Source organism: Gordonia jinghuaiqii (assembly GCF_014041935.1).
GTDB classification, from domain to species: domain Bacteria; phylum Actinomycetota; class Actinomycetes; order Mycobacteriales; family Mycobacteriaceae; genus Gordonia; species Gordonia jinghuaiqii.
The window spans coordinates 1,673,412-1,688,738 of the sequence record NZ_CP059491.1 but is presented as its reverse complement, the minus strand read 5'-3'; the positions used below and the strand labels follow the sequence as shown (position 1 = coordinate 1,688,738).

Annotated in this window: 14 protein-coding genes; 11 read left to right on the top strand and 3 right to left on the bottom strand. The window is 67.8% G+C overall.

The window, feature by feature from the left end; all coding sequences use genetic code 11:
- The first annotated feature begins 2 nt into the window (after positions 1-2).
- Entirely contained in the window at positions 3-569 is a 567-nt protein-coding gene (pth, locus tag H1R19_RS07465) for an aminoacyl-tRNA hydrolase (RefSeq protein WP_219851555.1), read from the top strand.
- A gap of 62 nt (positions 570-631) precedes the next feature.
- Positions 632-1,702 (top strand): beta-ketoacyl-ACP synthase 3, encoded by a 1,071-nt coding sequence (locus H1R19_RS07460; RefSeq protein ID WP_219851113.1) that lies wholly within the window; start codon positions 632-634, stop codon positions 1,700-1,702.
- Between the two features lie 65 nt (positions 1,703-1,767).
- Here H1R19_RS07460 and H1R19_RS07455 read toward each other — a convergent pair whose 3' ends face one another.
- Together H1R19_RS07455 and H1R19_RS07450 are read right to left on the bottom strand one after the other, a co-directional pair.
- Positions 1,768-2,532, bottom strand: coding sequence for an ABC transporter permease (locus H1R19_RS07455; protein ID WP_188329901.1), 765 nt, complete (start codon positions 2,530-2,532; stop codon positions 1,768-1,770).
- Positions 2,529-3,644 (bottom strand): ATP-binding cassette domain-containing protein, encoded by a 1,116-nt coding sequence (locus H1R19_RS07450; RefSeq protein ID WP_244970904.1) that lies wholly within the window; start codon positions 3,642-3,644, stop codon positions 2,529-2,531. Before H1R19_RS07450 ends, H1R19_RS07455 begins: the two co-directional genes overlap by 4 nt.
- A gap of 345 nt (positions 3,645-3,989) precedes the next feature.
- Here H1R19_RS07450 and H1R19_RS07445 point away from each other — a divergent pair, with 345 nt between their 5' ends.
- The 4 genes from H1R19_RS07445 (at position 3,990) to H1R19_RS07430 (ending at position 8,466) form a co-directional block, all read left to right on the top strand.
- On the top strand, positions 3,990-5,006 hold the full coding sequence (locus H1R19_RS07445) for a beta-ketoacyl-ACP synthase III (RefSeq protein WP_188329902.1): 1,017 nt from the start codon (positions 3,990-3,992) through the stop codon (positions 5,004-5,006).
- Between the two features lie 103 nt (positions 5,007-5,109).
- Positions 5,110-5,985 carry a type IV toxin-antitoxin system AbiEi family antitoxin domain-containing protein gene (locus H1R19_RS07440; RefSeq protein WP_188329903.1) on the top strand — a complete coding sequence of 292 codons (876 nt, stop codon included), beginning with the start codon at positions 5,110-5,112 and terminating at the stop codon, positions 5,983-5,985.
- A gap of 114 nt (positions 5,986-6,099) precedes the next feature.
- Positions 6,100-7,710, top strand: a complete 1,611-nt coding sequence (locus tag H1R19_RS07435; protein WP_219851112.1) for a peptide chain release factor 3 — start codon at positions 6,100-6,102, stop codon at positions 7,708-7,710.
- A gap of 3 nt (positions 7,711-7,713) precedes the next feature.
- Positions 7,714-8,466 (top strand): hypothetical protein, encoded by a 753-nt coding sequence (locus H1R19_RS07430; RefSeq protein ID WP_219851111.1) that lies wholly within the window; start codon positions 7,714-7,716, stop codon positions 8,464-8,466.
- An 87-nt stretch (positions 8,467-8,553) separates the two neighbouring features.
- Here the strand turns inward: H1R19_RS07430 and H1R19_RS07425 are convergent, their stop codons facing one another.
- The gene (locus H1R19_RS07425; RefSeq protein ID WP_219851110.1) at positions 8,554-9,555 is read right to left on the bottom strand and encodes an enoyl-CoA hydratase/isomerase family protein; all 1,002 of its coding nucleotides are present in this window, start codon (positions 9,553-9,555) and stop codon (positions 8,554-8,556) included.
- 200 nt (positions 9,556-9,755) lie between these two features.
- On the opposite strand from H1R19_RS07425, the gene H1R19_RS07420 reads away from it, so the two are divergent.
- From H1R19_RS07420 to H1R19_RS07400, 5 genes are all read left to right on the top strand, one after another.
- Positions 9,756-11,315, top strand: coding sequence for an ABC-F family ATP-binding cassette domain-containing protein (locus H1R19_RS07420; protein WP_219851109.1), 1,560 nt, complete (start codon positions 9,756-9,758; stop codon positions 11,313-11,315).
- A gap of 214 nt (positions 11,316-11,529) precedes the next feature.
- A complete protein-coding gene (locus tag H1R19_RS07415; RefSeq protein ID WP_219851108.1) occupies positions 11,530-12,678 on the top strand; it encodes an MBL fold metallo-hydrolase in 1,149 nt (382 codons plus the stop codon).
- Positions 12,675-13,436 (top strand): crotonase/enoyl-CoA hydratase family protein, encoded by a 762-nt coding sequence (locus H1R19_RS07410; protein WP_219851107.1) that lies wholly within the window; start codon positions 12,675-12,677, stop codon positions 13,434-13,436. The genes H1R19_RS07415 and H1R19_RS07410 overlap by 4 nt, the downstream gene beginning before the upstream one ends.
- A gap of 21 nt (positions 13,437-13,457) precedes the next feature.
- Complete coding sequence (locus H1R19_RS07405) at positions 13,458-14,369, top strand: LysR family transcriptional regulator (protein WP_188329910.1); 912 nt, start codon at positions 13,458-13,460, stop codon at positions 14,367-14,369.
- 7 nt (positions 14,370-14,376) lie between these two features.
- Positions 14,377-15,249 (top strand): LysR family transcriptional regulator, encoded by an 873-nt coding sequence (locus H1R19_RS07400; RefSeq protein WP_188329911.1) that lies wholly within the window; start codon positions 14,377-14,379, stop codon positions 15,247-15,249.
- The last annotated feature ends 78 nt before the right edge of the window (positions 15,250-15,327 follow it).

Below are 15,327 nucleotides of genomic sequence, written 5' to 3'. Positions count from 1 at the left end.
TGGTGAAACTGGTTGTCGGGCTCGGTAATCCCGGGCCCAAGTACGAGAAGACGAGGCACAACGTCGGCGCGATGGTCGCCGACGGCCTCGTCGACTCGGCAGGCGAGCGCTGGAAGGTGCACAAGAAGTCCGGCGCCGAGGTCGCCGAGGTCCGCCTCGGCGGCCGGTCTGTTCTCGTGGCCAAGCCACGCGTCTACATGAACGAGTCCGGCCGGCAGATCGGTCCGCTGGCCAAGTTCTACTCGATCGCACCCGACGACCTGATCGTCGTGCACGACGAACTCGACATCGACTTCGGCGCGGTACGGCTCAAACGCGGTGGCGGCGAGGGCGGTCACAACGGGCTGCGGTCGATCAGCCAGGTGATCGGCACCCGCGACTACCTCCGCGTACGGATCGGCATCGGGCGCCCCCCCGGCCGCCAGGACCCGGCCGACTTCGTCCTCAAGCCCTTCCCCGCGTCGGCGCGCAGCGAGGTCGAACTGCTGATCGGCAACGGCTGCGATGCCGTCGAACTGCTGGTCTCACAGGATCTCGAGGACGCGCAGAACACGGTGCACGCGTGGTGAGCGTGATGGCGACAAGCGTCGCCGTCTAAACTCCCGCGAGAACACTTGTCGAAGGGGATCGCATGGCACAGATCGCGGCACGCACGGGACATCAGAACGTGGCGATGCTGGGCATCGGCGCCTACCGCCCCCGACGCCTGGTCAGCAACGACGAGGTGTGCGAGGTCCTCGACTCCACCGACGAATGGATCTTCGAACGCAGCGGCATCCGGAACCGGCGCTGGATCAGCGGCGACGAGAGCGCACGCTCGATGGCCGCCGCCGCCGCCGAACGCGCCATCGCCAACTCCGGGATTCCCAAGGAGAAGATCGGCGCCCTGATCCTGGCGACCAACAGCTGGAAGACCAAGATCCCCCACGGCGGCCCGATCGTCGCCTACGACATCGGCCTCAACGGCATTCCCGCCTACGACGTCGCCGCCGGCTGCGGCGGCTTCGGGTACGGCCTGGGTGTCGCCGCGGACACCGTCCGCGCCGGCAGCGCCGAATACGTCCTGCTCGTCGGAGTGGAGACGATGTCGGTGGTCATGGACCCCACCGACCGCAACACCGCCTTCATCTTCGGCGACGGCGCCGGCGCGGTGGTCGTCGGACCGAGTGAGGCCAACGGCATCTCCCCCACCGTGTGGGGCAGCGACGGCGAAAATGCGGCGGCGATCGGCCAGAACTGGGACATCCCCGAATACATGGACCGCGCGCAGGCCTACCAGCACAAAGACCCCGACGCCTATCCGGTCGGGCGCATGGTGGTGACCATGGAAGGTCCGCGCGTGTTCCGCTGGGCCGCCATCACTCTGCCCAAGGCGCTGACCACGGTGCTCGAGACATCGGGTGTGAGCTCCGACGACATCGAGGTGTTCGTGCCGCACCAGGCCAACGCCCGCATCAACGAACTGATGAAGAAGAACCTCGGCTTCGCCGACGACCTCCCGATGGCGAACGACATCGAGAACACCGGCAACACCTCGGCCGCGTCGATCCCGCTCGCCATGGAGGAGATGCTGGCCACCGGGAAGGCCAAGGGCGGCCAGACCGCGCTGCTGCTCGGCTTCGGCGCCGGACTCAGCTACGCGGGCGCGGTCGTGACCCTGCCCCCGGCCCCCGAGATCACCAGCTTCGACGACCTCGGCTGACGCCCCGCTCCGCTCCCCCGTGAGCCCGAAAGCTGCGGAGGGAATCACGGAGGACGCTTGTGTTCTTACGCGTTCTCCTTCCGGAACACCGAAGTGCCCCACCAGGTTCCGAGAGCCGCGAGGATCAGCGACGCGACCACTCCCCAGAGAACCTGGGCGCTCGCCAGGTCGCCGCTGAAGGTGTCGCGCACGGCGTCGACAATCCAGCGGAACGGCATGAAGTCACTGAGGCTCTGCAGCCACGACGGTCCCAGAGTCATCGGCAGCAGGATGCCCGAGAGCAACAGGACCGGCATCATCACCATGTTGATGAGCGGGGCCATCACGTCCTCGGACTTGGTGGTCAGCGCCAGGGCGTTCGACGCCGCGGCGCACGCCCCGCCGATGAGCATCGTGATCAGGATGCCGGCGATCACGCCGACCACCGAACCCCGCATACCCATCAGGTAGCCGAGCACCACCAGGATCAACGCCTGCACCAGCAACTGGAGCATGTCGCGCATCAGGCGGCCGCTCAGCAGTGCGGTACGGCTCGCCGGGGTCACCCGCTCGGCCTCGATGACCCCTTCGCGCCATTCCCCGATCAGGCTGAACCCGGCGAACAGCGCACCGAACAGGCCCAGCTGTACGAGGAGCCCCGGGACCAGGAAGGTGTACGGATTGTCTGCTCCGCCCGGGAACTGGGCGACCAACGGCTTGAGCAGCGGACCGAACAGCACGAGGTAGAGGATCGGCTGCATCACCCCGATGAGCACCCAGGCGGGGTTGCGCAGGTTCATGCGGATCTGGCGCCGGAAGACGATGGTGCTGTCGCGGAAGAACGTGGTCATCGGGTGACTCCCTTCGTGCGGGTGTGAGCGGCAGCCGCGGCGTCGCCGGGATCTCGCCTGTCGTCTGCGGTTGCGGCGGAGGCGTTCCCGTCACCGGCGGCTCCCCCGGTCTCGGCTCCCCCGGTCTCGGCTCCCCCGGTCTCGGCGTCGCGCAGCGATCGGCCGGTGAGGGTGAGGAACACGTCGTCGAGCGTCGGCCGGATCACCTCGATCGAATCCAGCGAGATACCCGTGGCGTCGAGGTCGCGGAGCAACGCGGGAAGCGCACGCCCGGCGCGCGGCACCCGACCGCGCACGTGCCGGCCGTCCACGTCGATCCGGCCGCCGCCGTTGCCGCCGGTGACCGAGGCGAGCTTCTCCGCAGCCGTCGTGACGGCGGCGGCGTCGGCGACCTCGAGCGCGACGAGATCTCCGGAGACCTGTGCCTTCAGATTGTCGGAGGTGTCGGCGGCGACGATCCGCCCGTTGTCGATGATGATGATCCGATCGGACAGTTCGTCGGCCTCGTCGAGGTAGTGGGTCGTGAGGAACACCGTCGCCCCACGGGCCGTCCGCAGGCGGCGGATGTGTTCCCACAGGTTGGCGCGGGCCTGGGGGTCCAGGCCGGTGGTCGGCTCGTCGAGGAACACCAGCGACGGCTCGTGCACGAGACCCATGACGATGTCGAGACGGCGCTTCTGTCCGCCGGACATGTTCTTGGGCATACGTTCCCACAGCCCGTCGAGCTGCAACTGTGAGAACAACTCCTGACCGCGACGCGTGGCCTCGGCCCGGGACAGTCCGTAGAGCATCCCGTGGTCGACGATCTCGTCACCGGCCTGCGCCTGGCTGAAGGTGCCGCCGGCCTGCGACACATAGCCGATGCTGCGCCGGACCGACACCGGGTCGGCGACGACGTCGTACCCGTTGACGGTCGCCGTGCCCGCGGTCGGACGTAGCAACGTCGTCAGCATCCGCAGCGTCGTCGTCTTACCCGCGCCGTTGGGACCGAGAAAGCCGACCACCTCCCCTTCGGCGATGTCGAGGTCGACGCCGTCGACGGCCCGGACCTCTCGCTTCTTCTTTCCCTTCCCGGTGTGGAACACCTGGACCAACCCGCGTGCATGGATCATGCGGACTTCCCCTCTTTCGATGCTGTGGTGGCTGGATTGCTCGCCGGTCTTGTCTCGCTGGTCTTGTCTCGCCGTCTTGTCCCGATGGAGCGGGCGCGCACGTCGTCGTGTGCTGATCGTCGTGTTGAGAGGCGACTTTCCGACGCCTGGCGATGTGATCGACCGATCTGGCGACCAGTTTTCATCGCTTCGAGGACAGATCCGGTCCGCTTTTCGGGCGAAGATGTAATGAATCGGAAGGGGGAGCCGCTACTTCCCAGTAAGCGGTGGTGTGGGTACCGTCGTATGTCGGGTCCGTATGTCGGGTCACATATTCGCCGAGCACGTTCTTCGGAAAGGTTCACCATGGCTGTCATCGCGGACACCGCTGGCATCAACAACATCGGAATGCTCGGCATCGGCGCCTACCGCCCCGAACGTGTCGTGACGAATGAAGAGATCTGCCAGCAGATCGATTCCTCCGACGAGTGGATCTACACCCGCACCGGCATCAAGACCCGGCGTTTCGCGCGGCGCGACGAGAGCGTCATGGAGATGGCTGCCAACGCCGGCCGCAAGGCGATCGCCAACGCCCTGCTGCAAGGCTCCGACATCGACGCCGTCATCCTCGCGACCAACACCCACCTGCTGCTGACCCCGGCCGGTGCCACCAAGGTCGCCACCGAGCTCGGCGCCAACGGCGTACCCGCCTTCGACGTCACCGTCGGCTGTGCCGGCTTCGGTTACGGCATGGCGCTCGCCTCGGACATGATCCGCGGCGGCAGCGCGACCAACGTACTGGTCATCGGCGCCGAGCAGCTCTCGGTGGCCCTGGACATGACCGACCGCACCAACTGCTTCATCTTCGGCGACGGCGCGGGTGCCGTGGTGGTCGGACCCACCGAGAACCAGCAGCTCGGCCCGGTGGTGTGGGGTTCGGACGGCTCGCAGTTCAACGCCATCCGCCAGGACTTCGACTGGGTGACGTTCCTCGACAGCGACCGCACCGAGCGCCCGTTCCTGCGCATGGAGGGCACCGCGGTGTTCCGCTGGGCCGCGTTCGAGATGGGCAAGGTCGCCCTCCGCGCACTCGAGGCGGCCAAGATCGGCGCCGAGGACCTCGACGTGTTCATCCCGCACCAGGCCAACGCGCGCATCAACGAGCTGCTCGCCAAGAACCTGAAGCTGCGCGAGGACGCCGTCGTCGCCAAGGACATCGAATACACCGGCAACACCAGCGCCGCGTCGATCCCGCTCGCCATGGAAGACCTGCTCTCCACCGGTAAGGCGCAGCCCGGGCAGACCGCTCTGCTCCTCGGCTTCGGAGCCGGGCTCTCCTACGCCTCACAGGTCGTCCAGCTGCCGCCGGTGCCGTTCGAGTAGGCCGGTTCCACTTTCCGGTCAGCAGTAGGTATCGCTCGGCGATACCTACTGCTGATCGCTTTTCTGGGCGGAACCAGGCGACGCCGCTCGGCGTCCAATACGGGTGCACCTACCTCCCGAACTCCGGCGAACCGCACTCGAGCACGACGGCGTTCTCACCGCTGCTGACGCACGCGCAGCAGGTCTGGACCGTGCAGCGGTCCAACGCAGGCTGGCGGCCGGGGTCTGGCGCCGTCGCGGACGCGGGCTCTATACCGTCGCCGATCACCCGGTGACCCAGCGCACCAAGGTCCGTCTGGCGGTGCTGGCCGTCGGTCCGCGAGCGGTGCTGTCGGGCACCGCAGCCGCGTGGTGGCAGGGCCTCGCCGACGCACCGTCGTCGACGATCACCGTCACCGCACCGCCGGGTCGCCACGCGAGCCCCGTCGACGGCGTACGCGTGCGCTACCGGGACCTCGACGACGCCGAAGTGATCGTCCGATCCGGCCTCCCCGTGACCTGCCTGCCTCTCGCCGTCCTCGAAGCGGCTCTCGAGGACAGCATCACCATCGTCGACAATGCTCTGTTGCGCCGGCGCGTATCCCTGAAGCAGCTGACCACGGCGGTAGACCGTCGAACGGGCACAACCGACGCACACGCACTGACACGGATCATCGAGGCGTTGGGAACCGGTGCGCGATCAGCCGCGGAGCGTGTCGCTGTGGCGCTGCTCGAGGACGCGGACATCGACGGCTGGTCGGCGAACCACCCCGCCGCTGGCTACTTCATCGACGTGGCGTTCCCTGCCCGCCAACTCGCCGTCGAGATCGATGGATTCGCCCACCACCGCGATGCGACGACATTCCAGAACGACCGCAAGCGCCGCAACGACCTGATCGCGTCCGGCTGGACCGTCCTGAACTTCACGTGGGCAGACCTGACCGAACGAGGCGATGACGTCGTCGCTCGCATCCGCCAGGCGCTGTCCGACGCAGCCTGACGCTCAGCTCAGCAGTAGGTATCGCAGACCGATACCTACTGCTGACCGCCTCGCGCGATGCCGACCGCATCACGAGTTTGGTGGCCCCCGATCCGGCCGGTAACCTGGGACCTCGTGAGTTCCGAGGTGATCAGTCGCGAAGTGACGCGTCGTCGAACCTTCGCCATCATCTCCCACCCCGACGCCGGTAAATCGACGATGACCGAGGCGTTGGCGCTGCATGCGCGGATGATCAGCGAGGCCGGCGCAGTCCACGGCAAAGCAGGCCGCAAGTCCACCGTCTCCGACTGGATGGAGATGGAGAAGGCGCGCGGTATCTCCGTCAGTTCGACGGCACTGCAGTTCAACTATGCCGCGGCCGCCACACCGGACCCCGACGTCCCGAACGTGATCAACCTCGTCGACACCCCTGGCCACGCCGACTTCTCCGAGGACACCTACCGCGTGCTGACCGCGGTCGACGCCGCGGTGATGCTCATCGACGCCGCGAAGGGTCTCGAGCCGCAGACGCTGAAACTCTTCCAGGTGTGTCGCCATCGCGGCATCCCGGTGATCACCGTCATCAACAAGTGGGACCGGCCGGGCCAGAGTCCGCTCGAGCTGATCGACGAGATCACCGAACGTATCGGCCTCACTCCCACGCCCCTGTTCTTCCCGGTCGGGATCGCCGGCGACTTCCGCGGACTGCTCGACCGTCGCACCGGCGAGTATGTGCGCTTCACCCGCACCGCCGGTGGCGCCAAGATCGCGCCGGAAGAGCTCATGAGCGCCGCCGATGCGGCCGCCCGTGAGGGCGACGAGTGGACCGCGGCTGTCGAGGAGAGCGAACTGCTCACCGAGATGGGCCAGGACCACGATCAGGAGCTCTTCCTGGCCGGCCAGACCTCGCCGATGATCTTCGCCTCGGCGATGCTGAACTTCGGTGTGCGGCAGCTGCTCGAGGTGCTCGTGGAGCTCGCTCCCCCGCCCGGCCCGCGGACCGACATCGAGGGCAGGCCCCGCCCGGTCACCGATCCGTTCAGCGCCGTGGTCTTCAAGGTTCAGGCCGGTATGGACTCGAGCCATCGGGATCGCTTGGCGTACATGCGAATCGTGTCCGGAGAGTTCGAACGCGGCATGGTCGTCACGCATGCGCAGACCGGGAAGCCGTTCGCCACCAAGTACGCTCAGGCCGTTTTCGGACGTGACCGATCCACCGTCGACACCGCCTACCCCGGCGACGTCGTCGGCCTGGTCAACGCGACCGCACTCGCGCCCGGCGACACGCTGTATGACGGCCCCAAGGTCCAGTTCCCGCCGATCCCGTCCTTTGCGCCGGAACACTTCTCGACGCTGCGGGCCACCACGGCCGACAAGTACAAGCAGTTCCGCAAGGGGATGGACCAGCTCGAGAGCGAAGGCGTCGTCCAGGTGCTGCGCAATGAGACACGCGGTGAGGCATCCCCGGTGCTCGCCGCGGTCGGACCGATGCAGTTCGAGGTCGTCACCGCACGGATGAAGGCCGAGTACAACGTCGACACCATCATCGAGCCACTCGGTTTCAGCCTCGCCCGTCGCACGGACGCCGACAGCGCGGCCGAACTGAATCGTCAGCGCGGCGTCGAGGTGTTCACCCGCACCGACGGCGCGATCCTCGCACTGTTCAGCGACAAGTGGCGCCTGCAGTACATCGAGAAAGAGCATCCCGACCTCACTCTCGAAACCCTTGTCGCGGCTGCGGATTAGCCGATGAGGGGTCGCGCCGGGCGGGCACGTACCGCCGCCACGCTGGTGTGTGCGGTGGCACCGCTGTCGGCCCTGGCGGGATGCGGCGACACCCCGCCGACCGCGACGTCGACAAGCGTCGCGCCCACCGCCACCGCACGGCCCGTCGACCCGGCCGTCTGCGCGAACAAGCCGCCGCAGGGAAACGTCGACCGCACCGGTCAGAACTTCGAGTTCCACCACGGCAACATCAAGGTCGCGATCTCCGACGCCCCGGCGAAGTCGTCCGGTCGGACCCCGGCGGTCACGACCCCCGCAAACGGGACCAGATGTTACGAGTTCGGGCGGTGGGGACCGGCAGACCCGGACGTACCGCCGGACTCATTGCTCTTCGTCTTCAAGGGCGCGGGCTCCGACGGCGCCCAGATCGAGTTCCTGATCAGCGAACTGACCGGCGGGCTTCTGCCCCCGATCGGCGGCACGCGGCCGACCGTCGGACCGTTGAGCGCACCGATCAACGCCCAGATCGGGGTCTCGGTCGACGGGGTCTACCACCACGCGTCGGCGTGCCAGCTCAGCATCAGCGGGATGTCGGGCAAGCTCGCCGCCGGCTCGTTCACCTGCCCGACGGCTGCCCTCGTCGACGCCAACCCGTTCGCGCCCGACGACGACGTACGCTACGACGCCGACGAGTCGTCGACGACGCCGCCGGCCGCTACAGGCGTGGGCGCACCCGAGCACGTCACTCTGACGGGGTTCTTTCAGCTGACCCCGTGAGTTGCCGGGACGGAACAGGTTTCGTCTCGGCTCACCGCCGACGGCAGACTCCGCCGCCGACAGGCGACCCCACCAGTGACGGGCGACTCAGCCCCCGACGATCCGAGCGACCACGGCCGGATCGACGTCGTCGATCGCCGCGGGCTCGAACTCGGGGCTGCGGTCCTTGTCGACGAGTACCGCGCGTACCCCTTCGCGGAAGTCGTGGGTCATCGTGATCTGTTCCGCGGCATGCCGTTCGCGGTCGAAGCACTCGTCGATCCCCGAGCGTGCGCCCGCAGTGATCATCGCGGCGGTGACCCACAGGCTGGTCGGCGACGCGTTTTCGAGCAGCCCGATCATCTCCTGGGCCCACTCGTCGCCCACCGCGCCGCGCAACCCGCCGAGGATGGCGGTGACGTTGTCGTCGGCGAAGTACTCCCCGACCTTTCGCAGCGGAACATCGCTGGTGGCCTCGGTACCCGACGACGCCAGCGCATCGGCCAGCGAGGCACCCGAACGGATGCGCTCGGTCACGTCCGGCAGATCGGCCGATGCGACGAAATGTGTTGCGAGGCCTACCGCGACGGCGTCGATGCCGCGGATGCGGGCGCCGGTGAGGCCCAGCCACATACCGACCCCCTCGGGCAGACGCGGCAGGAAGTAGGTGGAACCGATGTCCGGGAAGAACCCGATCGCGGTCTCGGGCATGGCGATCATCGCCTTCTCCGTGACCACCCGGATCTCGCCGTGCACGCTGATCCCGAGGCCGCCGCCCAACGCAGCGCCGTCGATGAGGCTGACGTAGGGCTTCGGATAGTCGGCGATCAGCTGGTCGAGCCGGTACTCACTGCCGAAGTAGCGGGTGATCGCTGCGGTGTCACCGTCGATGGCGTGCTCGCGGATCGCCCGGATGTCACCACCGGCACAGAACGCCCGATCGCTGGCCGAGGTGACCAGGACGGTGTCGATCGCGTCGTCGTCGCCCCATTCGCCGAGCGTGACGTACATGTCGTCGATCATGCTCTGGTCCAGCGCGTTCAGGGCCTTGGGTCGATCCAGGACGATCTCACCGACGCCGTTGGTCACCGAGGTGCGAAGAAAGGACATGCACTCAACCGTAGCGGTGACAGCACGATCAATCCCGTTGGCAGGTCCCGGGATGTCGGTTACGGTGAGCAACACCGTGCACGCAACCCAGGAGTGATCTGCCGCGATGAAGAACTGAAGTGGCCCCGGCCCGTCGGCGTACCGCCGGCGGACACCACCGACACCCCGTCGGTGCACCCCGACCCACTTCTGGAGCGCTCATGCCCTCTTCCATCGTGCTGTCCGGCGTCTCGTTCACCTGGCCCGACGGGACCGTCGTCTTCGAACATCTCGGCCTCACACTCGGCGCCGAGACCTACGCCCTCATCGGCGCCAACGGCGCGGGCAAATCGACGCTGCTGGCGCTCATCGCGCAGCAACTCCGGCCCACAACGGGAAGCATCAGCGTCAGCGGAGGCGGCGCCCGGACCGATGTTGTCGGGTTGGTGCCGCAGGACCCGCAATCCGATCCCGCGTCGACCGTGGCCGCCGCGCTGGGCATCGACGGGATACGCAACGCTCTCCGGCGTATCGAAGACGGGTCGGTCCGGGCGAGCGACTTCGATCTCGTCGGCGAGGACTGGGATGTCGACGAACGTGCCCTGGGACTGCTCGCCCAGATGGGTCTGCCACCCGACCTCGACCGGCGGGTCGGCGAGATGTCCGGCGGCGAGGCGACCCTGCTGTCGATCGTCGCGGCGCTGATCGGGCAACCCGCCGTCCTGCTGCTCGACGAGCCGACCAACAATCTCGACACCGACTCACGCGCACGGCTTTTCCGAGCCATCGATACTTTTTCGGGCACGGTTGTCGTGGTCAGCCACGACCTCGAGCTCCTCGAGCGCGTCGGCGCGACGATCGAGTTGTATCGGGGCCGGGTCCGACTCTTCGGAGGCCCGTACTCCCACTATCGCGAGATCGTGGACGCCGAACAGGAGGCGGCCGCCTCGGCCGTCGCGACTGCGGCCGGAGATCTGCGCAAGCAGCGCCGAGAACTGACCGAGGCGCATATCAAACTCGACCGCCGAGCCCGCACCGCCGCCACCGCCGAACGCGAGAAACGGGTACCGAAGATCGTCGCGCACAACCGGCGCGGTGAGGCACAGGTCTCAGCAGGCAAACTGCGCAACGCACATCGCGGTGAGGTGGCTGCTGCCGCAACGCGCCTCGAGGAGGCACAGGAGGACATCCGTGACGACCGCACCGCCCGGATCGCCGTCCCCGCCGCCGAGGTGCCCCCGCGCACCCAGGTCATCACCGACGAGCGGCTGCGCATCGACGGCCCGGAGCGGGTCGCGCTGGTCGGGCTCAACGGTTCCGGGAAGTCCACGCTCATCGCCGATCTCGTCGCCCGCGGCGGCATCGTCGTCCCGTATGCGTATGTGCCACAACAGATCGTCTTCGACGACCCGACGGCGTCGATCGCCGACCATGTCACCCGGGCACATCCCGACATCGGTACTCAGGATGTGCGCGCCCACCTGGCACGGTTCCTGTTCCGCGGAGCGCGCGCCGACCGGGCACTCGGCGAGCTCTCCGGCGGAGAGCGCCTGCGGGTGGCACTCGCCGACGCGCTGCTCGGCGACCCGACGCCCAAGCTGCTGATCCTCGACGAACCGACGAACAATCTCGACCTCGACACCGTCACGCAACTCGTCGACGCGCTCGACAGCTGGTCCGGCGCTCTGCTCGTCGTCTCCCACGACACCGGATTCCTGGACCGGATAGGCATCGCGCGACATGTCACGCCGACGGGCGTCGACGCCGAGACAGACCACTGAACTGCACTCGGCGACACCGCGCCCCGCTGCCCCACGGAAGTGACATAGTTCACGCGCGGGCCGCCGACCTCGGCACATAGGTAGTCCCTCACGGTGTGGAAGCCGCACCCAGGTTGAGCGTGATCGTCGTCTCATGATCCGATGACTGTCGGAGCATCACACGTTTTCGCGGTGATGCCGTGTATTCGACGCATGCCGACAGGGAGGCCTTTCGATGACGGTGATCGAGGTGACCGGTGTGCGGCAGAAGCAGGCCTGGGCCGACAAGGTGTTGCCGCCCGTCGAGGAGGTTCGGCCCGGGCTGTGGTCGATCCCGGTGCCGATGGGACCCAACCCGCTCCGCTATGTCCTCGTCTACGCGCTCGCGCTTCCCGACGGCGGTCTCGCGCTGATCGATGCCGGCTGGCCGTCGGACGAGTCCTGGGACGCCCTCGTCGCAGGCATCCGCAGCACCGGCCACGACATCACCGACATCGCCTCGGTCAGCGTGACCCACCTCCATCCCGACCACTTCGGCCTCGTCCCGCGACTCCTCGAACACGTCGACGCGCAGTTGCGGATGCACCGCGACGACGCCCGGTGGCTCCGCCACCACAGCGACGCCGAGGTGGAACGGCAGCTCGCCCAGGCACGCGCGGAGCTCACCCAGCTGGGTGCACCGTCAGACGTCGCCGAGGAGGGACTCGTCGGCTTCATCCGGATGCCCGACGGCCGGACCGTCGACCACGAGCTGACCGGCGACGCACCGCTGGACATCCCCGGCTGGGACCTCCGCGCCATCTGGACACCCGGCCACACCGCGGGCCACCTCTGCTTCGCCGACGACACCGCGGGGATCATCTTCACCGGCGATCACCTGCTGCCGCGTATCAGCCCCAACATCTCCACGAGCCCGATGCAGCCGATCAGCCCGTTGGCCGACTATCTCCTCTCCCTGGCCAACACCGAGAAGATGCGCGACCACGAGGCGTTGCCGGCGCACGAATACCGGTTCCGCGGTCTCGGCAACAGGGTGACCGGACTGATCAACCATCACGAGGATCGGCTGACGGAGATCACCGAAACCGTTGCCGCACATCCGGACAGCACCGCATGGGACATCACCAGGTCGGTGACCTGGTCGCGCCCGTTCGAGGACCTCGATCTCACGCTGAGCCGTCTTGCATTGCGGGAGACCGACGCCCACCTCGTCGTCCTGCGCGAACGGGGCATCCTGTCCTCGACCACGCCGTCGGCGGACGTGGCCCAGGCCACCGACCTCCGCACGATCGAACCGATCCGCTGGTCCCTCGCCACCATGTCCGAGCACCGTATCGCCAGTACCGGAGATCCATCCCACACAGAGAGAAGAATCGCCCCATGAGCGCCGTACTCACCGAGTTCGCCGACGGTGTCGCCGTCATCACCATCAACCGTCCCGAGGCGAAGAATGCGGTGAACCTCGAGGTCTCGGAGGGCATCGCCGCCGCGATCGACGAGCTCGAGTCCCGTGATGACCTCACCATCGGCATCCTGACCGGCGCCGGCGGAACCTTCTGCGCCGGGATGGACCTCAAGGCGTTCTCCCGCGGCGAGAAGGTCTCGCTCGAAGGCCGCGGATTCGGTGGACTCACCGAGGCCCCGCCGAGCAAGCCGCTCATCGCCGCCATCGAGGGCTGGGCGCTGGCAGGCGGATGCGAACTCGCCCTGTCCGCCGACCTCGTGGTCGCCGCCAGCAACGCCAAGTTCGGTATCCCCGAGGTCAAGCGCGGACTCGCCGCGGCCGCGGGCGGACTGCTCCGCCTGCCCAAGATCCTGCCGTACCAGCTGGCGATGGAACTGGCCCTGACCGGCGACCCGCTGACCGCCGAACGCGCCCACCACTTCGGCCTGGTCAACCGGATCACCGAGCCGGGCGGTGCCCTCGCCGGTGCGCGCGAACTCGCCGCGGTGGTCGCCGCCAACGGTCCGCTCGCGGTCCGCGCCACCAAGCAGGTCACCTCGATGGCCATCAACTACACCGACGCCGACCTGATCAAGAAGCAGTGGGAGTACCTGACCCCGGTGTTCACCTCGGACGACGCCAAGGAAGGCGCCCGCGCGTTCGCCGAGAAGCGGCCGCCGCGATGGACCGGCAAATAGCCCACCGACGGGCTCACTAGGATGGGCGTGGTGGACCTGCACCTGGTGACCTACTTCGTGGCGGTCGTCGACCACGGTGGGATCACGAAGGCCGCCCAGTCGCTCTACATCTCGCAGCCGTCGCTGTCCCAGGCGATCCGCACGCTCGAGAAACGCCTGGGCGTGACACTGTTCGATCGCACGGGTCGTCGTCTCGAACTCACCGACGCCGGACGCAAACTCGACGTCGCGGCCCGCCGCATCCTCGCCGACGTCGAGCGCGCGAAGGTGAAGGTCGACGCGGTCCGAGAGTTGCAGGCCGGTCGGGTGGACATCGTGACCTATGCGGCATTCAGCATCGACCCGATCGTGAACATCGTCCGGTTGTTCCGGCAACGCTTCCCGAAGCTCGCGGTGCGCGTGGTCGCCGCCGAGGGGCCGTCGGGGGTGCTCGCCTCCCTGCGATCCGGCGAAGCCGAGATCGGTGTCCTCGATTCCTCGGCCGAACATGCGACGTTCACCGCCATCCCGATGACCGAGCAGGAACTCGTCGTCGCCGCACCACCAGAGCTGGCCGACGGGATGCCCGACACCGTGCCGCGCGCCGCCATTCGAGCGATGCCACTGGTCATCGACCACAGCAATCAGTACACGGGCACCCTGTTCGCCGACCTCATCGACGACGCCGCGGGCAACGTCGTGGTCGACTGCCCGCTCCCCTCTGCGGTCTGGAGTCTCGTCAAGAAGGGCACCGGCGCAACGGTTCTGCCGCGCACGGTCGCATGCCACCAGTTACCCGGCGCCCGTCACCTCGCCCTCGACCCGCCCCTCACCCGCCCCTGGGGCCTGGTGGTGCGATCCGGGTTGCCGTCCCCTGCGGCTCTGGCCTTCATCTCCGCGGCAAAGGTCCACTCCGGGGTCGCCCCCGAACCGACCGAAGTGCGGGATTGGTAAAACCGCAATGGAATTGAGGCAGATAGAATACTTCCTCGCGGTCGTCGAGAACCAAGGCATCGGTGGCGCCGCGTCGGCCCTCGGCGTCGCGCAACCGACTGTGTCCCAAGCTCTTCGGGCGCTGGAACGGGAACTCGGGGTGCAATTGTTCCATCGCATCGGGCGCGGGATGGTGATGTCGGCGGCGGGCCGCACGATGGTGGGTCCGGCCCGCCAGATCATCCGCGATGTCGGTGCCGTCGACGACCTCCTGACCGCGTCGGAGGACGAACTCACCGGCCGCCTCGACATCCTCGCCTTCCCGGCGACAGCGGTGGGACCGCTCGTCGACCTCGTCGCGCAGTTCCGTGCCGAATATCCGCGGGTCACCGTGCGTTTCGGCGAGTTACGCGACGAGACACGCGCCGCGTCGATGATCGAGGACGGTCATTGCGAGTTCGCCGTTGCCCATCTCCCGATAGCCGGCGATGACCTCGAGGTGATCATCATGGGACAACACGAGCACGTGCTGGTGTTTCCGCCGGACGCCGACGTCCCCGACGGCCCGATCCCGCTGGGAAACCTGCCGACGTTCCCGATGGTGTTCGTCCCACGGGGATACTCGGTGGCCGACGAGTTCGAAGAGGCGATCCGGGTCGGGGGTGTGCGGCCTCCGCTGGCGGTGCTGTCCGAACACCGCGAAGAACGCCTCCCGATGGTGGTCGCCGGCATCGGCGCGACCCTGCTGGAGCGGTCGGTGGCCGAGTCGGCCGACGACCCCGTGGTCATCCGCGAGATCGAGCCCAACGTGGTGCGGCCCTTCGCGATCGCCTTTGACCCGGCATCGCTGTCGCCGGTCGGCCAGGCCTTCGTCGAACTGGTTCGGGCTCAAGTGGGTTAGTGGTTTCGATACGGCTCGTCGCAAGCTCCTCGCCTACTCAACCAGCAGAAAGACGGCGCCCCCACCCGCCGACCGAGT

Bases quoted from the DNA above. Each gene is read 5' to 3' on its own strand.
- H1R19_RS07460 (WP_219851113.1), top strand. From the start codon at position 632: ATGGCACAGATCGCGGCACGCACGGGACATCAGAACGTGGCGATGCTG.
- H1R19_RS07455 (WP_188329901.1), bottom strand. From the start codon at position 2,532: ATGACCACGTTCTTCCGCGACAGCACCATCGTCTTCCGGCGCCAGATC.
- H1R19_RS07450 (WP_244970904.1), bottom strand. From the start codon at position 3,644: ATGATCCATGCACGCGGGTTGGTCCAGGTGTTCCACACCGGGAAGGGA.
- H1R19_RS07445 (WP_188329902.1), top strand. From the start codon at position 3,990: ATGGCTGTCATCGCGGACACCGCTGGCATCAACAACATCGGAATGCTC.
- H1R19_RS07430 (WP_219851111.1), top strand. From the start codon at position 7,714: ATGAGGGGTCGCGCCGGGCGGGCACGTACCGCCGCCACGCTGGTGTGT.
- H1R19_RS07425 (WP_219851110.1), bottom strand. From the start codon at position 9,555: ATGTCCTTTCTTCGCACCTCGGTGACCAACGGCGTCGGTGAGATCGTC.
- H1R19_RS07420 (WP_219851109.1), top strand. From the start codon at position 9,756: ATGCCCTCTTCCATCGTGCTGTCCGGCGTCTCGTTCACCTGGCCCGAC.
- H1R19_RS07415 (WP_219851108.1), top strand. From the start codon at position 11,530: ATGACGGTGATCGAGGTGACCGGTGTGCGGCAGAAGCAGGCCTGGGCC.
- H1R19_RS07410 (WP_219851107.1), top strand. From the start codon at position 12,675: ATGAGCGCCGTACTCACCGAGTTCGCCGACGGTGTCGCCGTCATCACC.
- H1R19_RS07405 (WP_188329910.1), top strand. From the start codon at position 13,458: ATGGGCGTGGTGGACCTGCACCTGGTGACCTACTTCGTGGCGGTCGTC.
- H1R19_RS07400 (WP_188329911.1), top strand. From the start codon at position 14,377: ATGGAATTGAGGCAGATAGAATACTTCCTCGCGGTCGTCGAGAACCAA.